Origin of the sequence: Thiomicrospira sp., assembly GCF_036568485.1 — a bacterium.
GTDB lineage: Bacteria > Pseudomonadota > Gammaproteobacteria > Thiomicrospirales > Thiomicrospiraceae > Thiomicrospira.
Map to the genome: position 1 here is coordinate 19,945 of NZ_DATCSL010000083.1, position 26,982 is coordinate 46,926.

Genomic DNA, 26,982 nt, shown 5'->3' on the forward strand with positions numbered 1-26,982 from the left:
CGTTCCTTTTATGGTGATGGCTTATGCCTTAAGGTTTATTCAAAATATAACGCCTAACGGCTCGATTGTGTTCTTCTAATGTGCTTGAAAAATAGTGTTCGCCATTGCCTTTTGAGACAAAATAAAGTGCATCAGACGCATCTGGACGCAAAGCGGCACGTATGGATTCACGACTCGGCATCGCGATAGGCGTCGGCGTCAAACCACGAATCCGATAGGTGTTATAAGGTGTTACCGTATCTAAGCCTTCGCGGCCAATATGACCTTGATAACGCTCACCCATACCATAAATTACCGTCGGATCGGTCTGTAGCCGCATGCCTTTTTGTAACCGTCTTATAAACACACCGGCCACTTGGTGGCGTTCATGCGCAACGCCGGTTTCTTTTTCGATAATCGAAGCCAAAGTTAGAGCCTCGTAAGGGGTTTTTAACGGCAAACCACCATCACGCGTCGACCATTCAGCCTCTAAAGCTTGTTTCATAGCGGTAATTGCACGCTTTACTAATTCGCGGTCAGTTTCATCTTTGTGATAATGATAAGTCTCTGGCAATAACCAGCCTTCAAGATGCTCTGTCACCCCCATTTTTTGGCCCAGACTTTGCCAATCTTCGGTCTGCATGACAAGATTAAGTTTTGGCAGTTGTGCGAGTTTTTGTTTTACCTGCGCCAAACTTTCCCCCGGAATAATTACAAAAGGGTAACTCACGTTACGCCCAGAAACCAAGGCTTGCATCAAACTACGAAAATCCCATTCTGGTTGAATCATAAATTCACCAGGTTTCAAACTATTCGCTTGTTGATTTAGGCGTAAATACCAAACAAACGCTTCTGGGTGTTTAAGCATGCCGGCTTGATGGAGTTGTCTGGCCATGGCTTTTGCCGACGCGCCTTTAGGTAATTCAACAATTTGAGGCTCAGCCGAATTTGCAATCGGGCTATGAGATAAGTGATAAGCCCAGACAAATCCAGCTATCAACAAAATTAACAAGCTCAATAAGCTTATCAACCCCAAGCGAGTCAAAAACAACAAACGACTTAGACGTGCTACTTGGCTAGATGGTTGTTGGGCTTTTGTGGCCGAGCTTTTGGATTGAGACGGATGTGACTTTGACATAACCCTCGACTTTCTAATTGCGTTAAATTTAGTTAAATCCCTGCTGGTTTAAATTCCATAACCACCAGGCCTGGTGAATCGGCTCAATAGGTTCGACTGCAAATGCTATCGTTTGCTGATCACTGATTCGCAACTTTTTGACGGCTTGAACACCGCGAACCGCATTGCAAACAAAAAGCGCGTCTGTCTCAGTTAGATCCTTTAACGTCATGGTTTTTTCTTGCCACTTTAAATCCAGCTTTAAATTCCTTAAAGCCGACAAACAAGTGCCTTGCACACCACCAAGCGTTAACTTAGGAGTTAAGGCTTGGTCACCTTTCGCGGTCTGACGAATTAAAACAACGTTTGACTGTGTGCCCCCGATAAGATGACCGAGTTCATTAAACATCAAACCTTCATCATAGCCATTCGCCACCACTTCATCGCGCGCCAACACATTTTCCAACCGATTTAAATGCTTGAGACCGGCTAGACTTGAATTAATCGACGCCGCCGTTTGACAAACCATTGCACTGATTTTATTCAGGCTTACCCCCTTCTCTAACGATAAAGGGGCTGATAAAGGGGCTGGCCCAATATAAATCAAACGATGTAACTCTGCCGACTCTGGAGGCGTATAACCGCGCCCACCCAAACCACGTGTCACAATCAATTTGAGAACGCAAAAATCGTCTGCGGCTGACTGAGTTAAAGCGGTTCGTAGTTCGTTAACCAACTGTGTTTTGTTGACTACACCTAGCCGCAACCTTTGCAAACTGGCTTGAATACGTTGCCAATGAGCTGACCAGTTTAGCGGTTGTTGCTGGTAACACAAAATTGTCGTAAAAAAACCATCACCATAAGCCAAGCCTCGATCATACGCGAGTGCCTGATTAGTTGGCTCGCCGTTTAACCAGGCCTGGTGCTTCATGATTTAGAAGTTCCACTTGTATCACAACCTAATGCACGCAATAAACCTTTGGCTTTATGGCGAGTTTCCTTCAGCTCACCGGACGCAACCGAATCTGCGACTATGCCAGCACCGGCTCGGAAACGTAACTGATTTTGTTCTTGTATAAAGCTGCGTATTAAAATATTAAAGTCCATTGAGCCATCACGATTTATATAGCCAATCGAGCCAGTATAGGCCTCTCTAGGTCCGCTTTCCAGCTCAGAGATGATTTGCATACAACGAATTTTAGGACAGCCGGTAATGGTACCACCAGGGAATAAAGCATGTATGACTTGCAAAGGACTGATTCCGCGCTTAAGTTGGCCACGCACATTCGAAACAATATGATGGACATGCTCATAAGTCTCGATGACCATTAGCTCGTTAACCTCCACACTGCCTGCTTCACAAATACGGCCTAGATCATTGCGCTCCAGATCAATCAACATAATATGTTCGGCACGTTCTTTAGGATGCGAAATTAATTCCGCTATTAGAGCCTGATCTTGAGCTATAGATTCACTGCGTTTACGTGTCCCCGCAATTGGGCGCGTATCGACACAGTGAGTTTGCGCATTATAACGTACTAAACGTTCAGGCGATGAACTGATAATCGCCCAAGGGTCAGAGTGACTATCAGACGATTTTGAAAACTGAACCAAACAAGCAAAAGGCGCCGGATTATGCTGACGTAGTTGGCGATAGACATCAACCGGACTGGTTTTTTTTGCCAAGTGGATTTGCCACTCACGTGATAAATTCACTTGAAAGACATCCCCTGCCAAAATATAGTTTTTTATGTGCTCGACACCTTGCAAAAAAAAGGCTTCCGCTTCTTCATTTACCGCTTCAACTTCGACCGACCGAGTAACCTCTTCAATTTTAGCCTGATCTGCAGAATGCGCATAATCATGCTGCATTTGCTCGAGACAGTCTGCATACTCAGGCTCCGCCACAAAGCAAACTTGCTGCAGTTGATGGTCGATAACAATAGCTGCGGGAAATCTCTGTAATACCGCCAAGGGCAAGGCCGAATTGGTTAAAGCCAAACAAGGTTCAATCACCTGCGCATACTCATATGAAAAGTAGCCAAACCAACCCCCACTAAAGGGTATGTCATCCACCAGGCCTGGTGCTTGTACTAAACTTGAAAATTCCTTTTCAAACTCTTCTATAAAAGTTGCAGCTGTCTTTACATCTTGCAATACATGGCTCTGCTGCGGGAAAGCAAACAAGATATCAAAACGTCCTAAACTATCCGCTTGATTGGGATCACCTTTTGCAACACTTTCGAGTAAATGTGGGTAACGTTCTGGAAATTGTTCTGACAGCCGAGTGAGATCAGAAAAAACTAAGGGCTGTCGAATGACAGCCCGATTGGGGTGCGATGAATCACGCATAAGGCTAGATTATTTTACTCGGCCTAATACCAAACTGGCATTGGTACCACCAAAGCCAAATGAATTAGACAACGCATAATCAATATTGGCATCACGCGCTTCGTGAGGCACATAATCTAAATCGCAACCTTCATCTGGGTTATCTAAATTAATGGTCGGCGGCAATACTTGCTCATGAAGTGCCAAAGTTGTAAAGATCGCTTCAATCGCACCAGCCGCACCTAACGAGTGACCAATCATTGACTTAGTAGAACTCATCGCGAGTTTATAAGCATGATCGCCAAATGTAGATTTGACCGCTGCGTTTTCGCAAACATCACCCGCTGGTGTCGATGTACCGTGCGCATTGATATAACCAATTTTCGATTTATCCAAGCCCGCATTACGCAAAGCATTTGTCATACAACGCGCCGCGCCTTCGCCCCCCTTGGCAGGTAATGTCATGTGATAAGCATCGCCACTCATACCAAAGCCGAGCACTTCACCATAAATCTTGGCTCCACGTGCTTTTGCATGTTCGTATTCTTCTAACACAACGGCGCCTGCACCGTCAGCTAGAACAAAACCGTCACGATCTTTATCCCAAGGGCGACTGGCCGCTTGCGGATCATCATTACGAGTTGAAAGCGCGCGAGCAGCCGCAAAGCCAGCCAAACCTAGTTCGGTAGTTGAATATTCTGCACCACCGGCGATCATCACATCCGCATCACCATACTCAATTAAACGCGCCGCATCACCGATACTATGTGTACCGGTTGCACAAGCTGTTACTAAAGCTAGGTTTGGACCTTTTAGACCATATTTGATCGACACATGACCAGAAATCATATTAATGATTGCGCTTGGTACAAAGAAAGGTGAAACTTTGCGAGGACCACCGGCTTGGCAAACCGCATGTTGAGCTTCAATCATGCCAATGCCACCAATACCTGAACCAATCGACACACCGATTCGCGTAGCATTTTCTTCAGTGACTTCTAAACCTGAATCTTCAAAGGCTTGAATGCCAACGGCAATACCATAATGAATGAACGGGTCCATTTTCTTGGCTTCTTTAGGTGAAATATAAGCATTCACATCAAAATCTGCGATCGTACCGGCAAACTTGACCGAAAACTTCTCCGTATCGAATCTAGAGATAGGGGTAATGCCGCTTTTGCCAGCCTTGATATTTTCCCAAGTTTGCTGAACATTAATCCCTACAGGGGTTAGCAAACCTAAACCAGTAATAACCACTCGACGCTTTGACAAAGTAAAATCCTCCTAAACCCGTCACCAACTTAATGCAACCGCTTTCATCTACCGCTAAATTCTTAATCCAGATATAAAAAAAGCCGTTTTCACGGCTTTTTTTGATCACGTAACGTGGAAAATTATTCCATGTTAGCGTTGATGTAAGAAACGGCTTGCGCTAGCGTAGAGATTTTCTCTGCTTCTTCGTCTGGAATTTCGCAATCAAACTCTTCTTCCAAAGCCATAACTAGCTCAACGGTGTCTAGTGAGTCCGCGCCTAAATCATCAACAAAAGAAGCGTCAGGTGTAACTTGTGCTTCTTCTACACCTAGCTGCTCAACTACGATTTTTTTAACGCGATCTTCAATACTGCTCATGGATAATCTCCAACTTTTACTTTAATGATGAAAAAAATTTAATGTATTTTGTACTCAGCGAACTAAATTTTCAAGCTTTTTAGTGAAATAAAAACCCAAAAATTCGCATTTTTTGTTATCGGATCATACCATGACCATGCCGCCGTTGACATTAATCGTTTGACCGGTAATGTAAGCGCCGCCTTCTGAGGCTAGGAACGTCACCGCTTTCGCAATATCTTCTGGCGAACCCAAACGATTCAAAGGAATTTGTTCGGTTAAGGCTTTTCTCTGTTCTTCGGGCAACGAGCGTGTCATGTCAGTATCAATAAACCCTGGCGCAACGGTATTAACGGTAATACCTCGTGAGCCGACTTCACGCGCTAACGACTTGCCAAACCCTATAATCCCTGCTTTAGCGGCCGCATAGTTAGTTTGGCCAGCATTACCCATGACACCAACAACAGAAGCAATATTGATAATACGACCTTGTTTTGCTTTCATCATGCCACGTAAACAGGCTTTACTCATACGATACACTGAACTTAGGTTTGTTTGGATAATATCGTCCCACTCGTCATCTTTCATGCGCATAAGTAAATTATCACGAGTAATACCTGCATTATTGACCAAAATAGTAGGTGTACCGAACTCTTTAGTGATCTGGTCCATAATCATGGCAATCTGATCCACATCGGTTACATTCAAGGCTAAACCTTGACCCTTACCACCTGCCTGTTTTATATAATCGGTAATCGCTTGCGCGCCAGATTCAGAGGTAGCAGTACCAATTACGGTGGCCCCTTGAGCTAATAAATCCAACGTAATGGCTTTGCCAATCCCGCGACTCGCGCCTGTTACCAGGGCAATATTTCCAGTTAACATAGTGGCTCCTACAATCCTTCTATTGCTTGCGCTAATGTAGCAGAATCGAAAATAGTTTCAACCGCCATACGACGATCAATACGACGATTTAAACCGGCTAACACCTTACCAGGTCCCAGTTCATATAATTTTTCTACACCTTCAGCTTTCATTTTCTCAACTGTTTTTACCCATTGAACAGGGCAATATAGTTGCTCGACTAAAGCCGACCTAATTTGTGCCTGATCCGCATGACTTTCGACATCCACATTGTGCAATACAGCCACTTTTGGTGTTTCAAATGTCATCGCAGCTAGTTTCAATTTTAAAGCTTCTGCGGCTGGCTTCATTAACGCACAATGTGATGGCACACTCACCGGCAATGCCACTACTTTTTTGGCACCCAATTCTTCCGCGCGCTTCATTGCACGTTCAACGGCGGCGACTTCTCCAGCAATTACAACCTGGCCTGGTGAGTTAAAGTTCACAGCCTCCACCACGCCACCTTGTGCGGACTCTGCACACAAATCAATTACCTGCTGATCTTCTAATCCTAATACAGCCGCCATCGCGCCTTGACCAGCCGGTACTGCCGATTGCATTAATTGACCGCGCGCAGCGACCAATTCAATACCTTGCGCCAAGCTCATCACACCAGCGGCAACAAGTGCCGTATATTCACCCAAAGAATGACCAGCCATAAAACTTGGCTCTAAATCAGGCTTTTGCGCTTGCATGGCACGGAAAACAGCAATACCAGAAGCCAACATGGCAGGCTGAGTTACATCTGTCTGATTTAAACGAGATTCAGGCCCATTTTGAACCACATCCCATAAATCGTAACCCAACACTTGTGATGCTTCATCAAACACATCTTTAACAACCGGATGGTGAGCGGCTAAATCGGCTAACATCCCAATCGACTGTGAGCCTTGGCCTGGAAAAACAAACGCATATTTCATAATAAACCTTTAAACAAATCTTTTAATTGGCTTAACCATTGCAGCCAAATTAATCATTTAGTTAATAACGGATTAGAGCTGAACCCCAAGTGAATCCGCCACCAAATGCTTCCATCAGTACAAGTTGACCACGCTGAATGCGGCCATCTCGAATAGCTTCATCAAACGCCATAGGCACAGAAGCACTGGATGTATTCGCATGTTTATTAACCGTCACAACCACTTGGTCTGTGCTCAAACCTAACTTTTTGCCCGTCGCACTAATAATTCTTAGGTTGGCCTGGTGTGGCACTAACCAATCAATCTGATCCTTCGTTAAGCCATTGGCATCTAAAGTTTCATTCGCAATACGGCTTAATGTATTGACCGCCACTTTAAATACCTCATTACCTTTCATCGACATAGTGCGTTCTGCAACATCATCGGTTTGCGGTAATTTAGAAGGCCCTGATGGAACGTGCAATAACGTTTCATACTGACCATCTGCATGGATATGAGTTGATAGAATACCAGGTTCACTCGATGCTTCTAGGATCATGGCACCAGCGCCGTCACCAAATAGAATACAGGTTGTACGGTCTGACCAGTTTGTAATACGCGACAAGGTTTCTGATCCGACCACCAACACGCGCTTTGCCATACCCGTTCTAATGAACTGATCAGCCACACTGATCGCATACACAAAGCCGGTGCAAACTGCCTGTATATCGAAAGCAGGACAACCATGGATACCCAGACGCTGTTGTAACAAGCACGCCGTGCTTGGAAAGATCTTGTCGGGCGTGGTGGTGGCGACAATAATCATATCAATTGACTGAGCCTTAATGCCGGCCATTTCTATGGCCTTGAGCGAAGCTTGCTCGGCTAAGTCACAGGTGGTTTGACTATCTGCTGCAATATGACGTTGCTCAATACCGGTTCTTTCTCGGATCCACTCATCACTGGTATCAACCATTGACTCCAGATCTTTATTTGTCAGAACTTTTTCAGGTAAATAGCGGCCTGTACCAATAATTTTACTGTAGGTTTTTGAACTCATTCACTTACCACTTGGGTTTGCTGTTCCAATAGCTTAGAAACTTCGGCCTGGATACGCTCAGGGACATTATTCATCACTTCTAAACGAGCTTCAGCAATCGCATGGAAGAAAGAAAAACTATCTGCACCACCGTGACTTTTAATCACAATCTTGCGCAAACCTAAAAATGAAGCACCGTTGTAGCGACGAGGATCCACTTTTTGCTTGAAGCTTTTCAAAACTGGAAGGCTTAACAACCCCACTAACTTAGTTAGCCAGTTACGATTAAAGGCTTGTTTCAGATAAAATGAAATCATTTTAGCCACACCTTCCGAGGCTTTTAACGCAATATTGCCATCAAAGCCATCACAAGCCACCACATCGACCGTACCTTTAAAGATATCGTCGCCTTCTACATAACCGGCATAATTAATAGCGGTTTGTCGGAGAATTTGCTGAGCCAACTTAATACGGTCATGCCCCTTCATCTCTTCTTCACCAATATTCAACAAGCCAACACTGGGGTTAGGATTATTGTCGATTGCGCGAGCCAATACTGAACCCATGATGGCAAATTGCGCCAGACTTTCACCGTCCGCCCCGACATTCGCACCTAAGTCCAGCATATGAACGTGACCATTAATTGTCGGCATTGACGTACAAATCGCTGGGCGATAAATACCTGGCAAAGTTTTTAACACAAACTTAGCTGTTGCCATTAAAGCGCCAGTATTACCTGCACTCACACAAGCTTGCGCTTGGTCATCTTTCACCAAGTTCAAGGCAATACGCATTGAGGATTGTTTCTTATTTCGTAAAGCGAACGAAGGTAGATCATCCATATCAACTACTTGTTCAGCATGTTGAATAGATAAGTTTTCTGAGGTGAAATTTGCAAGTGTGAGCTGTTCACGAATTAACGTCTCATCGCCCACTAATATAATATGCAGATCTTTAAACTTTTTTAGCGCTTCGATCACCGCAGGAACAGTGACCTTTACACCATGGTCACCGCCCATTGCATCTATAGACAGTGTAATTTTCAAGACTAATTATTCCTTATCTTGAATAACTTTCTTGCCTTTATAGTAACCGTCAGCGGTTACATGGTGACGACGATGCACTTCACCCGTTGTCGCATCAACAGTTAAAGACGCAGCGGTTAGAGCGTCATGTGAACGGCGCATGCCACGCTTTGAAGGGGTTTTTTTGTTTTGTTGAACGGCCATTTAAGTTCTCCTAATAAACACGCAAAATATAACACTTCTACTCTTTATGAAACGCTAACGCGAATCGAGCCTTATTTTTTTAAATCTTGTAACTTGGCAAATGGATTATCGTCAGTGGCGACTTCTTCCACTTCTTCGAACTCCTCATCTTGCCAACTCAACATCTCGCCTTCTTGCCGAGGCACCATTGGAATGGCAAGTAAAACTTCATCCTCCACCAACTCCAACAATGATATTTTACCTTCTGGCATTTCATAAACCTCGATATCCTCATCAAGGTCTTCGGCCATCGACATTACCGAAACAAACACGCCTCGTGTTTCCCTATCAACTGGATAAACAAAAGCTTCGAGTGTTCGCTGACATTCAAGAACGAGGTCAGTTTTTACCGACAATTCGAACTGAGGCGTCTTTAATTGAGGATGACGGCTGAAAGCAATATCAACTTCGACCTCGCCATTAGGCTGCCTAATCTGATCGAGCAAACGCTTCATCGCAGACTGGTTGACACGAGCCTGAAAGCGCATATTATGTTCAGCACAGTGAACGGGATCGATCAAATCGGGAAGTTTCTCAAACATGGCGGGGAATGATACTCTCAGAAAGTGTTTCTGTCAAAACTTTCACAGACTTACAGCACTAATTTTACGCATAAAACCTTTTATTAAACTAAAGGAACAAAATGACGCTTGATTCACCTCAAATCTTACTTGCTTCTAGCTCACCTTATCGCCGTCAATTACTGGAAAAAATTGGTGTCACTTTTAGCTGTGAATCACCTGACATTGATGAGCGTCCACATGATCAAGAAAGTGTCAAAGAAACGGTTGAACGACTTTCCCTTCAAAAAGCCCAAGCTCTAGTCAAACACCACCCTAGCAAAATCATTATCGCATCAGATCAAAGTGCTAGCTTGAACAATAAAGCCTTGGGCAAACCTGGAAACTTTGAAAAAGCATTTGAGCAACTCAAAGCCCAGCAAGGGAAAATCATTTATTTTTATACAGGCCTGGTGGTTTACAACCCTCACAACCAGGCTTACCTAAGTGCACTCGATACCACCAAGGTTTATTTTCGCGAGCTCAGTGATCAGCAAATCCGTAACTACCTTTTAACCGAACAACCCTATGATTGTGCGGGAAGTTTCAAATCTGAGGGATTGGGCATCACACTTTTCAACAAAATTGAAAACCAAGACCCTAACGCCCTGGTTGGCTTACCTTTAATTAAACTGGTTAATCTGCTATCCCAAGTTGGCATCAGCCTACCTTTAGACCCAAATCGTTAACTCAACAACCAGCGCCCTAGCTCATTTAAATTTTCAAAACTAGACATGGGCTCAAAGCTCGCCATCTGCTCTAGAGTATGAACACCATGACTCATAGCGACACGAGGCATTTGAATAGTTTGAGCCATCTGCATATCAAAGCTCGTGTCCCCAACCATCACGGCTTGAGATGCATTCATATTATTAAAGGCTAAAATCTGTTTAAGCATTAAAGGGTCAGGCTTTGATGCTGACTCTACCGGAGTGCGTGTAATATGAAAATAAGGCTCAAACCCCGTCAAAGCTAACACTGCATCCAAACCTTTTCGACTTTTTCCAGTCGCGACGGCCAATTTCATACCTCGACCGTGCAACTCGGACAAGAGTTCTTGCGCCCCCTCATAAGGCTGCATATCCACCAAGGACTCATGTAAAAAATGCTGCGTATAAGCCTTGGCAACCTCTGCTACCAGGCCTGGTTCAACCTCTGGATACAATTGCTGGATAGCATTATCAAGACTCAAGCCAATAATTTGCTTGGAATCGTGATAGGACAAAACCGGTAATCCACAAGTTTGAGCCGCTGACTGGATGGCATCAACAATACGTGCTTCTGAATTCATCAAGGTGCCATCCCAGTCGAAAATAACCAAATCAAAACGATGTGTTTTTGACATTACCGAGCCTCAAGTGTTTTTATTATATTTTCAAAATCAGGAAACAAAGGCGCCTCTATGAGCACTTTTTCACCCGTAGCAGGATGAGTAAACCCCAACTTCTGCGCATGTAAAGCTAAACGCGCCATACCCAGTTTTTTAAAACTGGTATTAGCTGATTCTGAGCCATATTTGGCATCACCAATAATCGGACACCCCATAGCTTGGGCATGTACACGAATCTGGTGAGTTCGCCCGGTAATTAACTTCACCTCAACTAAGGCGGCATCACTAAATTGACGCAAAACCTTAAAAAAGCTCACACTGGGTTTTCCATCAGGCGACACCTCAACCATGCGTTCACCGGAGCGTAAGGTATTTTTTAATAAAGGCAGATTTACTTTATGCTTATCCTTAGGCCAGACTCCTGCCACTAAAGCAAGATAATATTTCTCCACCTTATCTTCTCGAATCTGTTGGTGTAAATCTCTTAGGATAGAGGTTTTTTTTGCGAGAATGATCGCCCCTGATGTATCTCGATCCAAACGATGCACCAATTCAATTCGTCGCGCATCTGGTCGCAAATTACGAATCAGCTCAATCAATCCCCAACTCACACCACTTCCACCATGAACAGCAATACCAGAGGGCTTATTGACCACAATTAAATCCGCATCTTCATACAAAATATGCTGTGAAATCTTATCCTGTTGAGTGCGCGGCGGTGTCACAGACTGACCGGCCTCAGCAGTCACAACGGGAGGAATCCGCACAAGATCGCCAGACTGGATACGCGTACTAGGCTGCACCCTGCCCTTATTTACTCGCACTTCACCCTTGCGAATAATTCTATAAATAAGCATCTTAGGTACTTTCCGCAAGTGTTTCATCAGAAAGTTATCCAACCGCTGACCAGATTCATCCTCGGTTACTTCAAGCCATTTGACACCGGACATAACACTCACCACACAAAATTTAAATGACTCGCAATTCTAGCCGAAAGCGGCCTTTTTTTCTGAAAAACTCACACACCACTCAATTTTAATAGTGACATCTATCGCTGAGCGCCATATTTAAGGATTGCACCTCATGCCAAGGGGTGCTATATTGCGCAAGCCTAATGTAAATAACATAGGCAAGCAGAAATTCCGCGAAGCACGAACGCGATGATTTAAACAAAACAGTTTTTTATCCATCCGGCAAGCGGTTGATCTAGAAGACATTATTGAGTACTAAGCATATCAGGCTGCGTCACCGCACTTTGCCTATTTGATGCTCATAAAGTAACGAACGCGCCGCCCACACAAATGGACGTAAGACGCTTCAGCTTTATCAGCACGATATGTAACAAGACATGCAAACAAGGTGAAATATACTTGTTTAGACTAAGAGCTTAACGCAGCACAAAACGCTAAGCTCGACAAAAACGAAGAATAACGCTCTAACAGCGCTCGAACCAAACCATGAACCTATTTCATGTTAACTTTTGTTGTTAGCCGGACGAGAACCACCAGAGCTTTATTCCTCAAGAAGTCTAACGTAACACCCCTGCATCCCTCTGCTATTAGTCCTCAGCTTCTGTGTCAGCCCCAAGCCCTAACATTGACAAAGAGAACAGCATGAAAAGAATGCTTATAAACGCTACGCAAGCTGAAGAGTTGCGTGTAGCCCTGGTTGACGGACAAACCCTATACGATTTAGATATTGAAACGCCACACCAAAAAAAGAAAAAAGCCAACATATATAAAGGCGTTATCACACGCATTGAACCCAGCCTAGAAGCCGCATTCGTTGATTACGGTGCCGATCGTCACGGTTTCCTTCCCTTTAAAGAAGTCGCTGAAGAATATTATCCAAATAATACAAACGACAATAATCTATCTATTCAGCAAGTCCTAAAAGAAGGCCAAGAGCTGATCATCCAGGTTCAAAAAGAAGAACGTGGCAATAAAGGCGCGGCCCTTACTACCCAAATCACGCTGGCCGGACCTTATGTAGTCATGATGCCTAACAACCCAAAATCTGGCGGTATCTCCCGTCGGATTGAGGGTGATGAACGTTCTGATTTGCGCGATACTTTAAAGGACATTGACATCCCAGACGGCATGGGCTTAATTGTACGCACCGCCGGCGTTGGTAAAAGTCCAGAAGAATTACAATGGGGGATTAATTATTTAATCCAACTTTGGGACGCCATTAAACAAGCGGCCAATGAGAAATCAGCTCCCTTCTTAATACACCAAGAGTCTGACATTGTTACGCTAGCTATCCGCGACTATTTACGCCAAGATATTGGCGAAATATTAATTGATGACATGGATACATTTCACCGCGCTCGTGACTTTATCCAGCAAGTCATGCCTCAACATGTACAAAAAGTTAAGCCCTATCAGGACAAAATCCCACTTTTTACGCGCTTCCAGATTGAATCTCAAATTGAATCAGCTTACCAACGTGAAGTGATCTTGCCTTCTGGTGGCGTCATTGTCATTGATATGACCGAAGCCTTAACCTCAATTGACATTAATTCTAGTCGCTCCACTAAAGGCGGCGATATTGAAGAAACGGCTTTTCACACCAATATGGAAGCCGCTTGTGAAATTGCTCGCCAACTACGCTTGAGAGACTTAGGTGGCTTGGTTGTGATTGACTTTATTGATATGCACTCATCACGCCACCAGCGTGAAGTGGAAAACCAAATGCGTGAAGCCGTTGTTAATGACCGTGCCCGCGTACAAATCGGTAAGATTTCACGCTTTGGCTTACTTGAAATGTCTCGTCAGCGTTTACGTCCATCGATTGAAGAATCAAGCCAAATCGTCTGCCCTAGATGTAATGGTGTAGGTGTGATCCGTGGTGTAGAGTCTCTTGCACTTTCTATCTTAAGACTACTTGAAGAAGAAGCCATGAAAGAAGGGACTCGCCGCGTCACGGTTCAACTACCCGTGGATGTTGCAACCTTCTTGTTAAATGAAAAACGTAGTCAAATCATTAAAACCGAAGATCGCTACAATCTACACATATTGATTGTACCGAATGAACATTTAGAAACACCGCATTACCTGATTGAACGCACACGCAATGGTGAAGAACCAACTCATAGTAGTAGCTATGAAGCCAAGTCAATCATTACACAAGAAATACCAAGTGTCGAAAAGCCACTGTCTCAAAAAGAAGAGCCAGCAATTAAAAACATTCAGCCTTCTGCTCCACCACCCGCCCAAGCTAGTAAAAAAGCCTCAGAACCAGGCCTGCTAACGAAGCTGTGGAACTGGCTATTTAAACAATCAAAGCCAACCACACCTAAAAAAAATTCAACCCCTGAAAGAAGCTCAAACCGCTCCCAAAATGGACGTAAGAATAACAATCGCCGTAGAGGCAATGGCCGCAAGCGCAGCAACGACCATGAAACGACAACTACGGGCAGTGTAGACTCAACTAGAGACGCCAAACCAACGCAACAACAGGAGCGTTCAAGAAGTCGCAATAGAAACGACAACTCAAAACGTAGTCAGACTAATGACTCAGCAAGAGAAGTGTCACGTGATGAACAACATGCCAAGTCAAGCCAACAAAAACCAAGTCATGTTGAAAGCACAAAAACAGACAACAGCTCCTATGATTCGACGGCAGATCAAAAGCCAGCTCAAGTGGGCGATCAGCAAACCAACGATGATGCAAACAAGAAAGGTCCTCGCCGTCGCAGTCGCTACAACAGTCGCAGCTCACTAAACCGCAGACGCGCACCAAGAGATGCTGAAAACTTGAGTGTTGCGAACTTGGATACAAGTGATAAAGTCGATTCCAACCCCTCGACTTAAACTAACCAGGCTTACCTAAAAGGCTATAGCCTTTTAGGTTTCCAATTTGATCAAATCAGGTGATTCTGCTTAATATGTGTCAATAAACCTCTTGAAGCCGCTTCGACCATATCAAATACACTCTCAAAGCCGTCCGGTCCGCCATAATATGGATCAGGCACATAATCATGACCATAATCTGGCGCAAACTCCATAAACAACCTAATCTTAGACTGTAAATCTCTAGGAGCCATTTGGATTAAGTTTTGGTGATTATCTGCATCCATTGCCAACACATAATCAAACTCTATTAAATCTGAAAAATCGACTTTTCGAGCGCGAAGATCTGCCATCTCAATCCCTCTTTTCACGGCAGTTTGCATGGATCGTGTATCTGGAGGATTACCAACATGATAAGCATGAGTGCCAGCTGAATCAATCACCAAATGCTGTGCTAAGCCCTCATCTTCGCTCAACTTTCTGAACACAGCATGTGCGGTTGGTGATCGGCAAATATTGCCCATACAAACAAATAAAACCGAAACTTTCTGCTTCATCTAACGCTCCTTCGCTAAAATAGTCTTTTAATTTTACACGCATCTGAACCCATGAACAAAACACCGCCTTTAAATGATTGGATACTTTACGCAGACGAGCATATTATTGTTATCAATAAACCGAGTGGCCTATTATCCGTACCAGGAAAGAGTGAAGAAAATAAAGAGTGTGTCCTTACCCATCTACACCAAACGCATCCAGATGCACTGATTGTTCACCGATTAGATATGGATACCTCGGGCATTATAATACTAGCCCTGAACAAACAAGCCCATCGCGCACTCAGTATTCAATTTCAAGACCGCAAGGTTAATAAAAAATACTATGCATTGTGCGCGGGAAGGTTAACAACCAACACGGGTTTTATTCAACTACCCATGCGCTGCGACTGGGATAGACGCCCCAAACAAATAATTGATTTTGTTCATGGACGCTCTGCTCAAACTCACTGGCATAAAATTGACCAGTTTGAAGAGTACTTCTCAGTTGAACTCCGTCCAATTACAGGGCGCTCTCATCAATTACGACTACATATGAAATCGCTTGGCCACCCAATTCTAGGTGATAATTTATATGCAGATTCTACGAGCATTAATAATTATTCGAGACTCATGCTCCATGCCGGAGAGCTTGAATTTACGCACCCCGAAACACATCAACAAATGAAAATCAAAAGTTCACCAACGTTTCTATGATATAACTGGCATATAAAATGCTCACGTTGTTTTAGAATAATTTGTAAGTCCTTGTAAATGGATTCATAATTCACACAGGTCAAGTATTACTGACTCAGAATTCAGAATGTAAGTGAGGTTTAAAATGACGGATGTTGAAAAAGACGAGTTAGCAAGCCAAGAAATGCTAAAAATGCTAGGTGAGCCAGAGCCTTCAAACAATGAAGATGACTTACTGGATGCTTTAAATGATCTGTCAAATCTAGATGATAATTCTTCAATTGAAGTCAGCACCCCTGAAGACTCACTTGAACTAGACACCCCCGTTTCATCTGAACCTGAAGTCAGTAATTCACTCATAGAAGAATCAGCTATCGAGGATTCTGCCGACATCGAGGATTCTGCCGACATCTCAACTCAATCAGTTAACACAATGGAAGATGCCATTCACATTGATCAAGATATTCACTCAATTGCCGAAGAACTAAAAGAGACTTCAAAAGAAGTCACCAGTTTAGCTCTCGCAACTGCAAAACAAGCTCAAGAATCGGCACAAAAAACACAAGCTGCTATAGAAGCAACATTTAATGCGGCCGAAAAAGCATTTGAAACGGTAAAAAACGCTGGATACTTACTTGATAACCAAAACTTTGACAAGGACTTAACCTCCGACGAATTGGCTCAGCAACTCAAAGCAATACGCGAGCGAAACCAAACGTTAAAGCAAGCCAATAGTCAGATAAAAGAACGCTTAGCAGCTCTTAAACTTAAATAGAAGATTCATCCTGTTCACTAAATAACAGGCCAAAAACAATTGCAATAGGCATAGGTTGATGAAAGATATTGCTGATGATCTAATTAATGACTTAGAAGACCTTGAGAACGCTACCCAAGAACTCAATGACCAAGTTGACCAAGTTGTGAAAAACAACACAACACTTGATAAACACACGGGTGAAACAGCCATGGAAACAGCGGTATTGATGCTTGAGGCTTCTAAAATGGCACAAGAATCCTCCATCAGCAGTCAGGAGGCTGCCAGCATCAATCTCAAGCTAGCTGGACAGCAGCAGCAGCAAATTGACAGCATGCACGATGCTGGCATATCTTGGCGTCAAACCATCCGTGATGCTAATTTGGAAATCAAATCATCACGCAGCTTTTTTGCTGGCATGCTTACTAGTGCAATTATCCTAACTCTAATCGCAATTGGTTTAATGAGTTGGTTGGTGCTTATGTCTCAAAACAACCAAGCCGAGTCTCAATCTAAACTCATGGATATGATTCAAACAGAGTCTTCGCTAAATCAACGCCAAATTAACATGAAAATCGACGAGCTAGCTTCGGTTGTCGAAAATGCATTGAGTTACCAAAGAAATGGGGCAAATAATAACAACCCATCCTTAAGCTCCAGGCCAGCTGATCAGGAGTTAACTGAAGGATCAATCGATCAAAGTAACCAACCAAAAAATACAAAGACAGAAGTAACGCAAACTACTCCAGAATCAACCAGCGTAAAACTTGATGAAGTTAAGCAAGCCATATCTAATAGCTTGAATGAATATAAAGATTCGCTACAACAGTTAGCTAAAATTAACACACCAAATGCGAACGAACAAAAAGTTGAGTTCACAGCTTTAAATAATCAAGTGGCTAAAATCGAAAATCTTTTGCAAGCTCAGTCGGCTCAAATTGCATCTATAAATAAGCAACTCAAAAACTCTATGCCACAGGTAACTACGCCTGAGAACCCAAAGCCCTCAGATAAAAACACAAGCACTTCTCTAAACAATCAATTGACCGAGATGAAAAACCAATTGAAATTATTGGAGTCGCGCCAAAAAGAGATCCAGTCTAGCTTGAATAAACTCACTAACGAGTTTATGAAATCCAAAGAAGAAGCTAAAAATGAAGGGCCTAAGCCGTACAGTTACCGCAACCCTTACGAATACAAACAATAAAAAGCGCCCTGTTCAAGATTGCCTAAACCTGGCTTAAGTGATAATGTATTTTTTCAATTAGAATCATTTAAATTAAGTCAGGATAACCCATGATTTCAAACAAACTAATTACCTTATCAGCCCTTGCCTTCACCTTAGGCTCAGTCCAGGCCGCATCACTCTCAACCACCGAACAAAAAGCCAGTTATGCAATCGGGGTTGATCTTGCTAACAATTTACAAAACCAAGGCATAGAAATACAAGTCGACTCTTTTTTATTAGGGCTTGAAGATTCGTTAAAAAAGAACGAACTTAAACTGACAAATGAACAAATGGCTGAATCACTGGATGCCTTTAGAGCGTCGCTTGAAGCTAAACAACAAGCCGAGAAACAGGCTTTAGCCGAGCAGAACAAAAAAGAAGGCGACGCATTTTTAACTAAAAACAAGCTTAAACCTGGCATTAAAAGTTTAGATTCAGGCTTACAGTATCGCATCATCGAGGAAGGTAAAGGAGCACACCCTAACGAAGAGGATACGATCATTGCGCACTATAAAGGGACACTGCTTGATGGTACCGAGTTCGATAGCTCATATAAGCGCAATGCACCTATTGAGTTTAAAATGGATAATGTCATCTTAGGTTGGCAAGAGGCATTAAAACTTATGAAGCCCGGTTCAAAATGGGAAATATTTGTTCCATCTGAACTTGGTTACGGTTTGCGAGGAGCCGGCAATGTAATTGGCCCAAATCAAACTTTAATCTTTGAAATCCACTTCATCTCAACGGCTGCTGAATAAAAAAAAGCCCGAGCTTAATTAATTAAGCTCGGGCTTATGCCATTCGGACAATAAAAGCTCTTCAAGAGGAGTTGTTGAAAACAACAGTTGCTATATTAATACAAGAATTTACTAATATCAACAACTTCTAATATTAGTCCTCTCTATTTTTTTTATAGGGCCATAAACGACTTAGCCATATAAAACAGTCAGTTAAGTCATAACTTGATTAAACACTTGCTGATAACAACATATTCACACGTTTTATAAATTCTGATGGTGAATCCAACTGATCGCCTTCGGCAATTTTCGCCTGCTCAAGCAAAAACATTGACCAGTCCTTTACTTGGTTATCATCTTCAATAGCCTCTAAACGCTTAACCAGTACATGGTTAGGATTAAGCTCCAGAATAGGCTTAGTTTTAGGAAGAGCTTGACCCATCTGCTCCATTAAACGTGCCATATGATTACTCATCCCACCCTCTTCAGACACAACACAAGCTGGAGAATCGGTTAGGCGAACCGTCATCTTAACGTCAGAAACCAGCTCACTAAGTGCATTTTTGACCTTATCAGTCAGCAGACTACGCGCCTTTTTCTCATCGTCAGTTAACGATTGCTCGTCTTCAACCAATTCCTTAATATCACCCTGAGTCACAGACTTCAGCGATTTACCATCAAACTCCGTTAAATGCGCCACTAACCACTCATCAATGCGATCAGACAATAACAGAACCTCTATTCCCTTTTTACGGAAAACTTCTAAATGGGGGCTACCTAATGCGGCAGAGTGATTATCAGCCACAATATAATAGATCGCCTCCTGGTCTTCAGACATTCTTCCAACATAATCTTCGAGTGACACTCTTTGGACCTTGGCCGAATCATGAGTAGAAGCGAACCTTAATAACTTGGAAAGCTTTTCTTTGTTAGCATAATCCTCAACAATGCCTTCTTTCAAAACTTGTCCAAATGCATCCCAAAATAAGTCATATTCTGTCGAATCTTCAGCTTTGGCTAATTTGGTTAATTGATCTAACACTCGTTTAACTGAGCTGGATCGAATTTTATCGACTACTTGGTTACTCTGTAATATTTCACGCGAGACATTCAAAGGTAAGTCATTTGAATCAATAACACCGCGCACAAAACGCAAGTAAGTTGGCATTAGATGCTCTGCATCATCCATAATAAAAACACGTTTAACATAAAGTTTTAACCCATAACGACGGTCTCGATCATACAAGTCAAATGGCGCTATTTTAGGCAAGTATAGTAAAGATGTATACTCTAACGTGCCCTCTACTTTGTTATGCATAACGGCTAATGGCTTATCAAAATCATGTGAGAGTGTTTGATAAAAATTGGCATAATCATCATCGGTTAATTCTGACTTTGGTTGAGTCCAAATGGCGGTTGCTTTGTTAACCTGTTCCCACTCAAGGGCGGAGTTATCTTCCTGATCCTGCTTTTCGACAGATTTACGCATTTGAATCGGGAAGTTAATGTGATCGGAATAGGTTGTAATGATATTTTTCAAACGATAGTCATTTAAGAATTCATCCATACCTTCTTTTAAATGCAAAGTGATTTCTGTGCCCTTAGTTGGCTTAACTAGGTTTTCTAACGTAAACTCCCCTTCACCATTCGACTCCCACTGAACACCTTCTTCGATCGTAGTTCCCGCTTTTCGGGTGTGTAGTGTTACTTTATCAGCGACGATAAAAGCTGAATAAAATCCAACCCCAAATTGACCAATTAAATGACTATCTTTCGCTTGATCACCTGTCAACTTTTCTAAAAACTTTTTCGTGCCGGAATTTGCAATCGTTCCTATATTTTCAATCACCTCATCACGGGTCATACCGATGCCATTATCGCGCAAAGTAATGGTTTTAGCCTGGTCATCAAATTCAATCTGAATCGCTAAATCAGACTCGCCTTCACTTAAGGCATCATTTGAAACCATCTCAAAACGCAGCTTATCCAACGCATCGGATGCATTAGAAATCAGTTCTCTCAAAAAAATTTCTTTATTGCTATAAAGTGCGTGAATCATCAATTTAAGAAGTTGTTTTACTTCTGTCTGAAATACATGCGTTTCTCTGTTTGTGCTCATTTTTTGATGTCCCCTATTGGTAAAACACTGTGTTAATAACTCGCTTCTAATAGGGGCTAGGGCTTAATTTTTCAAGCCCTAAAACCAAAAAAGCCCCAAAAAGGGGCTTTAGATTGATCTTAAAATCTTTTAATTAAACGACCAATTTAAAATAACTCAATCTCTTCTTCATGACTTTCTTGTTCAGCATGCATGCGTTGAGACATTCGGGCTTTCATAATTTCAATTGCCTGAGCAGACGGGGTTTTTTGATCAAAAATAAGTTCAAATAACTCCTCCTCCTCCCGCATCGTGGTCCCTTTGCGAACTGAAAGCTTAAAGTTTTCCCATTCTTGTTGATCTTGCACACGCATTTCATGCGATACAATTTCGGCCAGATTAGATAAGCCATGCGAAACGTGCTCTAAGCGCTGACTAAGTTTGTCGTAAAACTGAAAAGCGATAATCGCCTGTTGCATCTTTTGAGACAGATCAGAGGTTTGACTTAATAATAAGGAATGTTGTTTGCGGAACAACACATCATCTGTTTCAACCGTTCCTATTTCAGCCGTAGCCGTTTGAATCTCTTCAATATGCTGAGACATAAAACGGAACGAGTCAATCAAAGCATTAACCGAGTGATCACCTTCAGTTATTGACAGTTCAATCTGAGCGATTGATAAGTTCAATATCAAAATCGTTTCTTGAACTTCCTTTGCACCTAATACGTAATTAGCTTGATTTAACTCGGTCATATTCTACCTTTAAGCTGCTGCATCAATTTGTGCTAATTTTTCAGCATTGGCCGTTTTATGATTTGATACCGCTCCGGCGACATCTAGAATTAAGGCTACTTTACCGTCACCTAAAATCGTTGCACCTGCGATACCCTCAATCTTCATGAAGTTGCTCTCTAAGCTTTTGATAACAACCTGTTGCTGTCCAAGTAGATCATCCACAAAAATCCCAGCTCGGCGGCCTCCTTCTTCGACAACAACTAGTAACCCCTCAGACAAATCACTTTTAGCGTCATTCACACCAAAGCGATTATGCAAACGTATGACGGGGATATATTGATCTCTTAACTTGTACAATTCTGCCTGACCGGCAATGCCTTTAACCAATGATTTATCGACCTGAATAGACTCGACAATTGACACCAGTGGGAAAACATAAGTTTGGCTACCAACCGATGCCAGCTGACCATCCAGAATAGCGAGTGTGAGTGGTAAACGGATGGTAAACACGCTACCTTCCCCACGTTTAGTTTTAACCTCAACCGTACCGCCAAGGCCACGAATGTTTCGACGCACCACATCCATACCAACACCGCGACCCGATACGTCACTGACAACATCCGCTGTTGAAAAACCAGGGTGGAAAATAAGGTCAACAATCTCATCGTGACTCAGGTTAATGTCCGGATCGATTACACCCTTTTCAATCGCTTTCTGGCGAACCTTATCGACATTAATACCAGCACCATCATCCGTAATTTGAATCATGATATTGCCGCCTTGATGGAACGCCGCCATCTTAACAACCCCTTTCTCAGGTTTGCCAGCTGCAATACGCTCTTGCGGACCTTCAATCCCATGATCAATTGAGTTTCGTACAATATGAACGAGCGGATCTGTTAACTGTTCGAGCATGGTTTTATCGAGCTCCGTCGACTCTCCTTCCATAACCAACTCAATGGTTTTTCCTAGTTTTTGACTGACATCGTGCACAATACGCGGCATACGATTAAAGGCAAAACTCACAGGTAACATGCGAATATTCATCACGCTTTCTTGTAGTTCACGCGTATGGCGTTCTAGATGAGTTAAGCCTTCTTTCAACTTATCAATCCACTCTGTACTATCTGGATTTTGCTCGGCTTGATCACCAAACTGGCTTAACATAGATTGGGTAATAACTAATTCACCAACCAAATTAACCATTTGATCAATTTTGCTCAGATTTACTCGAATGGAGCCATCTTGTTGAGGTGCCGGTGCTTTCTTTTGCGCACTAGCTTGTTCTTTTGGTGCTGCTCGATTAGGTTCAGCAGGTTTTTCAGTCATCATCGGAGTTTGAGCTTGCACAGCTGATTCGGCTGCGGATGCAGAGGCTTGAGCTGAAGGTGAAGCCTCAGAAGTAATTGGTGCCTCAATAATAACTTCGGCGCCATCACCATCTATCCACTCAAAAACTTCTTTAATATCCTCTAATTCAATCTCCATACCTGATAACAGCAGGGTCCAAGAGATATGCAGTTCTTCTGGATTGAAGTTTTCGATATTTGGTAGATTACTTGTATGAGCGGTTACTTCGAGATTCCCCAACGTTTGAAGTTCACGAAAAATACGAATCGGCTCGTTACCCGTTTTTAATAAACCTTTTTCTGGTTTCAATTGGATAACCCAACTACTTGGAGCTTCACTTTTTACAGCGGCGTCACTTGTCGATGTCTCGGCTGAATTATTATTGGCCACTGATGAACCACCCAAGATCGCTTCTAGGCGAGCTTGCACCTCTGACGCACGCACTTCATCAATTTGGTCGTGATTTTGCAACCTGGTCAACATATCGCGCAACACATCAACCGCTGCCAGCATAGCATCAATCGACTCTTGGGTAACATCCCGCTTGTAATCACGCATCTCATCCAGCAAGGTTTCCAAAACATGGGTAAAGCCGGCGATTTCAATAAAGCCAAACGTACCACTGCCACCTTTTATAGAGTGAGCGGCACGAAAAATTTCATTGATTTTTTCTGAGTCTGGACGCCCTGGTGGCAATTCGAGCAAACCGGTTTCCATGATTGCTAAGCCTTCAAAGCTCTCTTCTAAATATGTTTGTCGAAACGTTTCCATCATGTCCATGATTTTTTCCTCAGAAAACAATTACCATTTAACCAGGTTGTGCTTTAAACCTGACTCTAACAATTACACCGGCTAAAACTGCAATTTGTGTATTACATTGTAGCTTATTAAAACAACTCAACATCACCTTCAACAGGCTTATGTTCAATGTTTTGAAAGTATTGACTTTCTTGATCAACCAACGATTGGTTATGCATCGCATTTAAGCGTCGAACCCGAACTCGCCCCGATAACGGATAATAAATCACCTTGCGAGGATACACATCCCCAATATCTTGTGAGACTACTTTAAACCCTTCGGTATAGATATAATCAAAGACGAAGCCTATGTTATACCAACCAATGTTGGTCATAGAACTCATTATGCGACCACCGCCAAAAATCTTAAACTCTAAACGATTACGCATAGCACCCGAACTCAATAACGCATTGATCATATTTTCCATTGCATAGTTACCATAGCGGTTAGCGTCGGAAAGCTCAATACCTCTTGCGTTGTTTTTATCGACTGGCAACATAAAATGATTCATGCCGCCAATGCCAGAAACAGGGTCTCTAACACAGGCCGAAATACACGAGCCTAAAACCGTTTCAATTCGCTCTTCTTGACGTGTCACATAATACTCGCCGGGCAAAATTTTGATGGTAGGAATACCCTCTGCTGGATCAATACTTCTTTGCATAAAATTTATTACTTCTTAGAAGACTAAATATAGCCATAATACCGTTTGAATAGGATAAATTCCAGCAAGCAGCGCTCAGATAAACAACAAATAACGTAAAATTCAAATTAAATACTCTGAATCAATTAATCTAATTTTTCGACTTTAAAGCTTATCTGTCGATAACGCCTTTCGTGCTAATCGATGTTGTTCACGTCTTTTTTTGAAAAAATTGGCTAGCTGCGCTGAGCATTCCGCTGCCAATACACCGGATTGGGTGGGGATTTGATGATTAAAGGCCGCGTAATTGACTAAATTTAAAACCGAACCAGCCGAGCCTGTCTTGGGATCGGAAGCCCCAAAAACTAAGCGCTTTAATCGCGCATGCACCATCGTTGTGGCGCACATCGCACAAGGTTCAAGAGTGACATATAACTCGCACTCTGGTAACCGATAATTATTGAGTTTTTTGCCAGCTTCTCTAAGCGCAAGCATTTCAGCATGTGCACTCGGATCGTGACAACCAATTGACTGATTAAAGCCGGTGGCAACCAACTCATCACCCTTTACGACAATTGCACCCACTGGAACTTCGCCCAATGACTCTGCATGCGCAGCCAAAACTAAGGCGAAACGCATCCAAAAGCTATCTCGCTCCTCGCCCACCAGGCCTGGTGGGCAATGCGACGGAACTAAATCCTGATTAAGCGCCACACTATTCCCATTCAATCGTCGCAGGTGGCTTGCTGGAAATATCATAGGTAACACGTGAAATGCGAGGGATTTCGTTGATGATACGATTCGACACTTTTTCTAAAAAGTCATAAGGTAAATGCGCCCATCGAGCAGTCATAAAATCAATGGTCTCAACGGCTCGTAGGCTCACTACATAATCATAACGACGGGCATCACCAACTACCCCAACTGATTTAACTGGCAAAAACACAGTAAAGGCTTGGGAGGTTTTATCATATAAGTCGGCTTTGCGTAGTTCTTCGATAAAAATATGATCGGCCAAACGCAAAATATCCGCATACTCTTTCTTTACTTCACCCAGAATACGTACACCTAAACCAGGGCCTGGGAATGGATGGCGATAAACCATATCTACTGGCAATCCCAGCTCCACACCCATTTTGCGCACTTCATCCTTAAACAATTCACGCAACGGTTCAAGTAACTCTAAAGCCATATCTTCTGGCAACCCACCCACATTATGGTGAGATTTGATCACTTTTGCTTTACCGGTTTTAGAACCCGCTGATTCAATGACATCCGGATAAATCGTGCCTTGCGCCAACCACTTAACATTGGTTAATTTAGAAGATTCTTCATCAAACACCTCAATAAAGGTATGGCCGATTATTTTTCGTTTTTTCTCAGGATCCGCTTCCCCTTTTAACTTATCCATAAAGCGATCTTCGGCATTAACACGTATTACCTTAACCCCCATGTTCTGGGCAAACATAGCCATCACTTGATCGCCTTCTTTGTAACGCAACAAGCCGTGATCAACAAACACGCAGGTTAGCTGTTCGCCAATCGCTTTGTGTAACAAGGCTGCTACCACGGATGAGTCGACACCACCGGACAAACCTAATAAGACCTCATCTGAGCCGACCTGTTCACGTATACGTGTGATGCTATCCTCGACAATATTAGCGGTAGTCCAAAGCTTTTCACAGCCACAAATTTGCGTGACAAAACGTTCTAATATACGCAACCCTTGCTTTGTATGAGTCACCTCAGGATGAAACTGAATACCATAAAAGTGTTTGGTCTCGTTCGCCATACCGGCAATCGGACAACTTTCGGTACTTGCCATTAACTTGAAGTCCGAGGGCATGACGTCCACTCGATCACCATGTGACATCCAAACATCCAACAAACCATGGCCTTCGGATGTGACGTGATCTTCAATATCGCGTAGCAATTCCGTATGTCCACGAGCACGAACTTGGGCATAACCATATTCATGCTCAGCTGCGTTAATTACTTTGCCACCCAACTGAGCCGCCATAGTTTGCATGCCATAGCAAATACCCAAAACCGGCACTCCCAAATCAAACACCAGGCCTGGTGCTTTAGGGGCATCATCACCTGTGACCGTTTCTGGCCCACCAGACAAAATAATACCTTTCGCCCCAAACGCCTGAATCACATCCAAATCGACATCCCAAGGCTCAATCTCACAATACACGCCAATTTCACGAATTCGACGCGCGATTAACTGGGTGTACTGTGAACCAAAGTCTAGAATTAGAATACGATGATCGTGAATTGAATGCTGTGTCATAGGGTGTCCATATAAAAATAAAAGCAGAGCCAAGGCTCCGCTTAATGAAAAAAGGGATAACGAATTTTAAACTATATACGGTAGTTTGGGGCTTCTTTTGTAATCATTACATCATGCACATGACTCTCAATCATGCCTGCGTTGGTAACTCGTACAAAGGAAGGTTTGGTGTTCATCTCCAGAATATCCTTACAACCGGTATAACCCATACTCGAACGAACGCCACCAATTAACTGATGAATAATCGGGGACAACGAACCTTTATACGGCACACG

At 42.9% G+C, this 26,982-nt stretch carries 27 protein-coding genes; 6 read left to right on the forward strand and 21 right to left on the reverse strand.

Annotated elements, in window-relative coordinates:
• Positions 1 to 28: 28 nt before the first annotated feature.
• The 11 genes from mltG to VIM91_RS08415 all read right to left on the reverse strand — a co-directional run bounded on the left by mltG (position 29) and on the right by VIM91_RS08415 (position 9,691).
• Positions 29 to 1,117, reverse strand: a complete 1,089-nt coding sequence (gene mltG, locus VIM91_RS08365; RefSeq protein WP_331864366.1) for an endolytic transglycosylase MltG — start codon at positions 1,115 to 1,117, stop codon at positions 29 to 31.
• A 28-nt stretch (positions 1,118 to 1,145) separates the two neighbouring features.
• Positions 1,146 to 2,027, reverse strand: a complete 882-nt coding sequence (gene pabC / locus VIM91_RS08370) for an aminodeoxychorismate lyase (RefSeq protein ID WP_331864367.1) — start codon at positions 2,025 to 2,027, stop codon at positions 1,146 to 1,148.
• Positions 2,024 to 3,448, reverse strand: a complete 1,425-nt coding sequence (locus VIM91_RS08375; RefSeq protein ID WP_331864368.1) for an aminodeoxychorismate synthase component I — start codon at positions 3,446 to 3,448, stop codon at positions 2,024 to 2,026. The genes pabC and VIM91_RS08375 overlap by 4 nt, the downstream gene beginning before the upstream one ends.
• A gap of 9 nt (positions 3,449 to 3,457) precedes the next feature.
• Positions 3,458 to 4,699, reverse strand: coding sequence for a beta-ketoacyl-ACP synthase II (gene fabF / locus VIM91_RS08380; protein WP_331864369.1), 1,242 nt, complete (start codon positions 4,697 to 4,699; stop codon positions 3,458 to 3,460).
• Positions 4,700 to 4,821: 122 nt separating this feature from the next.
• A complete protein-coding gene (gene acpP, locus VIM91_RS08385) occupies positions 4,822 to 5,058 on the reverse strand; it encodes an acyl carrier protein (protein ID WP_029935325.1) in 237 nt (78 codons plus the stop codon).
• Between the two features lie 123 nt (positions 5,059 to 5,181).
• Entirely contained in the window at positions 5,182 to 5,922 is a 741-nt protein-coding gene (fabG, locus tag VIM91_RS08390; RefSeq protein ID WP_331864370.1) for a 3-oxoacyl-ACP reductase FabG, read from the reverse strand.
• Between the two features lie 8 nt (positions 5,923 to 5,930).
• Positions 5,931 to 6,863, reverse strand: a complete 933-nt coding sequence (gene fabD, locus VIM91_RS08395; protein WP_331864371.1) for an ACP S-malonyltransferase — start codon at positions 6,861 to 6,863, stop codon at positions 5,931 to 5,933.
• A gap of 61 nt (positions 6,864 to 6,924) precedes the next feature.
• Positions 6,925 to 7,902 carry a beta-ketoacyl-ACP synthase III gene (locus VIM91_RS08400; RefSeq protein WP_331864372.1) on the reverse strand — a complete coding sequence of 326 codons (978 nt, stop codon included), beginning with the start codon at positions 7,900 to 7,902 and terminating at the stop codon, positions 6,925 to 6,927.
• Positions 7,899 to 8,927, reverse strand: a complete 1,029-nt coding sequence (gene plsX / locus VIM91_RS08405; RefSeq protein ID WP_331864373.1) for a phosphate acyltransferase PlsX — start codon at positions 8,925 to 8,927, stop codon at positions 7,899 to 7,901. The genes VIM91_RS08400 and plsX overlap by 4 nt, the downstream gene beginning before the upstream one ends.
• 6 nt (positions 8,928 to 8,933) lie before the next feature.
• Complete coding sequence (gene rpmF / locus VIM91_RS08410; protein WP_296832128.1) at positions 8,934 to 9,110, reverse strand: 50S ribosomal protein L32; 177 nt, start codon at positions 9,108 to 9,110, stop codon at positions 8,934 to 8,936.
• Between the two features lie 71 nt (positions 9,111 to 9,181).
• Positions 9,182 to 9,691: a YceD family protein gene (locus tag VIM91_RS08415; RefSeq protein ID WP_331864374.1), complete on the reverse strand. Its 510-nt coding sequence runs from the start codon at positions 9,689 to 9,691 to the stop codon at positions 9,182 to 9,184.
• A 101-nt stretch (positions 9,692 to 9,792) separates the two neighbouring features.
• On the opposite strand from VIM91_RS08415, the gene VIM91_RS08420 reads away from it, so the two are divergent.
• Positions 9,793 to 10,398: a Maf family protein gene (locus VIM91_RS08420; protein ID WP_331864375.1), complete on the forward strand. Its 606-nt coding sequence runs from the start codon at positions 9,793 to 9,795 to the stop codon at positions 10,396 to 10,398.
• Here the strand turns inward: VIM91_RS08420 and VIM91_RS08425 are convergent.
• Positions 10,395 to 11,054 carry an HAD-IA family hydrolase gene (locus tag VIM91_RS08425; RefSeq protein ID WP_331864376.1) on the reverse strand — a complete coding sequence of 220 codons (660 nt, stop codon included), beginning with the start codon at positions 11,052 to 11,054 and terminating at the stop codon, positions 10,395 to 10,397. The two genes, VIM91_RS08420 and VIM91_RS08425, sit on opposite strands and share 4 nt — an antisense overlap.
• Complete coding sequence (rluC, locus tag VIM91_RS08430) at positions 11,054 to 11,989, reverse strand: 23S rRNA pseudouridine(955/2504/2580) synthase RluC (protein ID WP_331864377.1); 936 nt, start codon at positions 11,987 to 11,989, stop codon at positions 11,054 to 11,056. The genes VIM91_RS08425 and rluC overlap by 1 nt, the downstream gene beginning before the upstream one ends.
• Positions 11,990 to 12,652: 663 nt before the next feature.
• Between rluC and VIM91_RS08435 the strand changes: the two genes are divergently transcribed.
• Positions 12,653 to 14,854, forward strand: a complete 2,202-nt coding sequence (locus VIM91_RS08435; protein WP_331864378.1) for an Rne/Rng family ribonuclease — start codon at positions 12,653 to 12,655, stop codon at positions 14,852 to 14,854.
• A gap of 50 nt (positions 14,855 to 14,904) precedes the next feature.
• On the opposite strand, the gene VIM91_RS08440 is transcribed toward VIM91_RS08435, so the two are convergent.
• Positions 14,905 to 15,390, reverse strand: a complete 486-nt coding sequence (locus VIM91_RS08440) for a low molecular weight protein-tyrosine-phosphatase (protein ID WP_331864379.1) — start codon at positions 15,388 to 15,390, stop codon at positions 14,905 to 14,907.
• A gap of 51 nt (positions 15,391 to 15,441) precedes the next feature.
• Between VIM91_RS08440 and VIM91_RS08445 the strand changes: the two genes are divergently transcribed.
• The 4 genes from VIM91_RS08445 (at position 15,442) to VIM91_RS08460 (ending at position 18,805) form a co-directional block, all read left to right on the forward strand.
• On the forward strand, positions 15,442 to 16,086 hold the full coding sequence (locus tag VIM91_RS08445) for an RluA family pseudouridine synthase (RefSeq protein WP_331864380.1): 645 nt from the start codon (positions 15,442 to 15,444) through the stop codon (positions 16,084 to 16,086).
• Positions 16,087 to 16,210: 124 nt separating this feature from the next.
• Positions 16,211 to 16,840 (forward strand): hypothetical protein, encoded by a 630-nt coding sequence (locus VIM91_RS08450; RefSeq protein WP_331864381.1) that lies wholly within the window; start codon positions 16,211 to 16,213, stop codon positions 16,838 to 16,840.
• Positions 16,841 to 16,898: 58 nt separating this feature from the next.
• Positions 16,899 to 18,026 (forward strand): hypothetical protein, encoded by a 1,128-nt coding sequence (locus VIM91_RS08455; RefSeq protein ID WP_331864382.1) that lies wholly within the window; start codon positions 16,899 to 16,901, stop codon positions 18,024 to 18,026.
• Positions 18,027 to 18,115: 89 nt separating this feature from the next.
• The gene (locus tag VIM91_RS08460; protein WP_331864383.1) at positions 18,116 to 18,805 is read left to right on the forward strand and encodes an FKBP-type peptidyl-prolyl cis-trans isomerase; all 690 of its coding nucleotides are present in this window, start codon (positions 18,116 to 18,118) and stop codon (positions 18,803 to 18,805) included.
• 208 nt (positions 18,806 to 19,013) lie between these two features.
• Here VIM91_RS08460 and htpG read toward each other — a convergent pair whose 3' ends face one another.
• The 7 genes from htpG to VIM91_RS08495 form a co-directional block, all read right to left on the reverse strand.
• A complete protein-coding gene (gene htpG / locus VIM91_RS08465) occupies positions 19,014 to 20,903 on the reverse strand; it encodes a molecular chaperone HtpG (protein ID WP_331864384.1) in 1,890 nt (629 codons plus the stop codon).
• Positions 20,904 to 21,049: 146 nt separating this feature from the next.
• Positions 21,050 to 21,637, reverse strand: coding sequence for a hypothetical protein (locus VIM91_RS08470; protein ID WP_331864385.1), 588 nt, complete (start codon positions 21,635 to 21,637; stop codon positions 21,050 to 21,052).
• 9 nt (positions 21,638 to 21,646) lie between these two features.
• A complete protein-coding gene (locus tag VIM91_RS08475; protein WP_331864386.1) occupies positions 21,647 to 23,749 on the reverse strand; it encodes a chemotaxis protein CheA in 2,103 nt (700 codons plus the stop codon).
• Positions 23,750 to 23,856: 107 nt separating this feature from the next.
• Positions 23,857 to 24,432 carry a chemoreceptor glutamine deamidase CheD gene (cheD, locus tag VIM91_RS08480; protein WP_331864387.1) on the reverse strand — a complete coding sequence of 192 codons (576 nt, stop codon included), beginning with the start codon at positions 24,430 to 24,432 and terminating at the stop codon, positions 23,857 to 23,859.
• A gap of 144 nt (positions 24,433 to 24,576) precedes the next feature.
• Positions 24,577 to 25,125 (reverse strand): tRNA adenosine(34) deaminase TadA, encoded by a 549-nt coding sequence (gene tadA / locus VIM91_RS08485; protein ID WP_331864388.1) that lies wholly within the window; start codon positions 25,123 to 25,125, stop codon positions 24,577 to 24,579.
• A 1-nt stretch (position 25,126) separates the two neighbouring features.
• Positions 25,127 to 26,707: a glutamine-hydrolyzing GMP synthase gene (guaA, locus tag VIM91_RS08490; RefSeq protein ID WP_331864389.1), complete on the reverse strand. Its 1,581-nt coding sequence runs from the start codon at positions 26,705 to 26,707 to the stop codon at positions 25,127 to 25,129.
• A 71-nt stretch (positions 26,708 to 26,778) separates the two neighbouring features.
• The coding region (locus tag VIM91_RS08495; RefSeq protein ID WP_331864390.1) for an IMP dehydrogenase at positions 26,779 to 26,982 on the reverse strand (204 nt) is incomplete at its 5' end.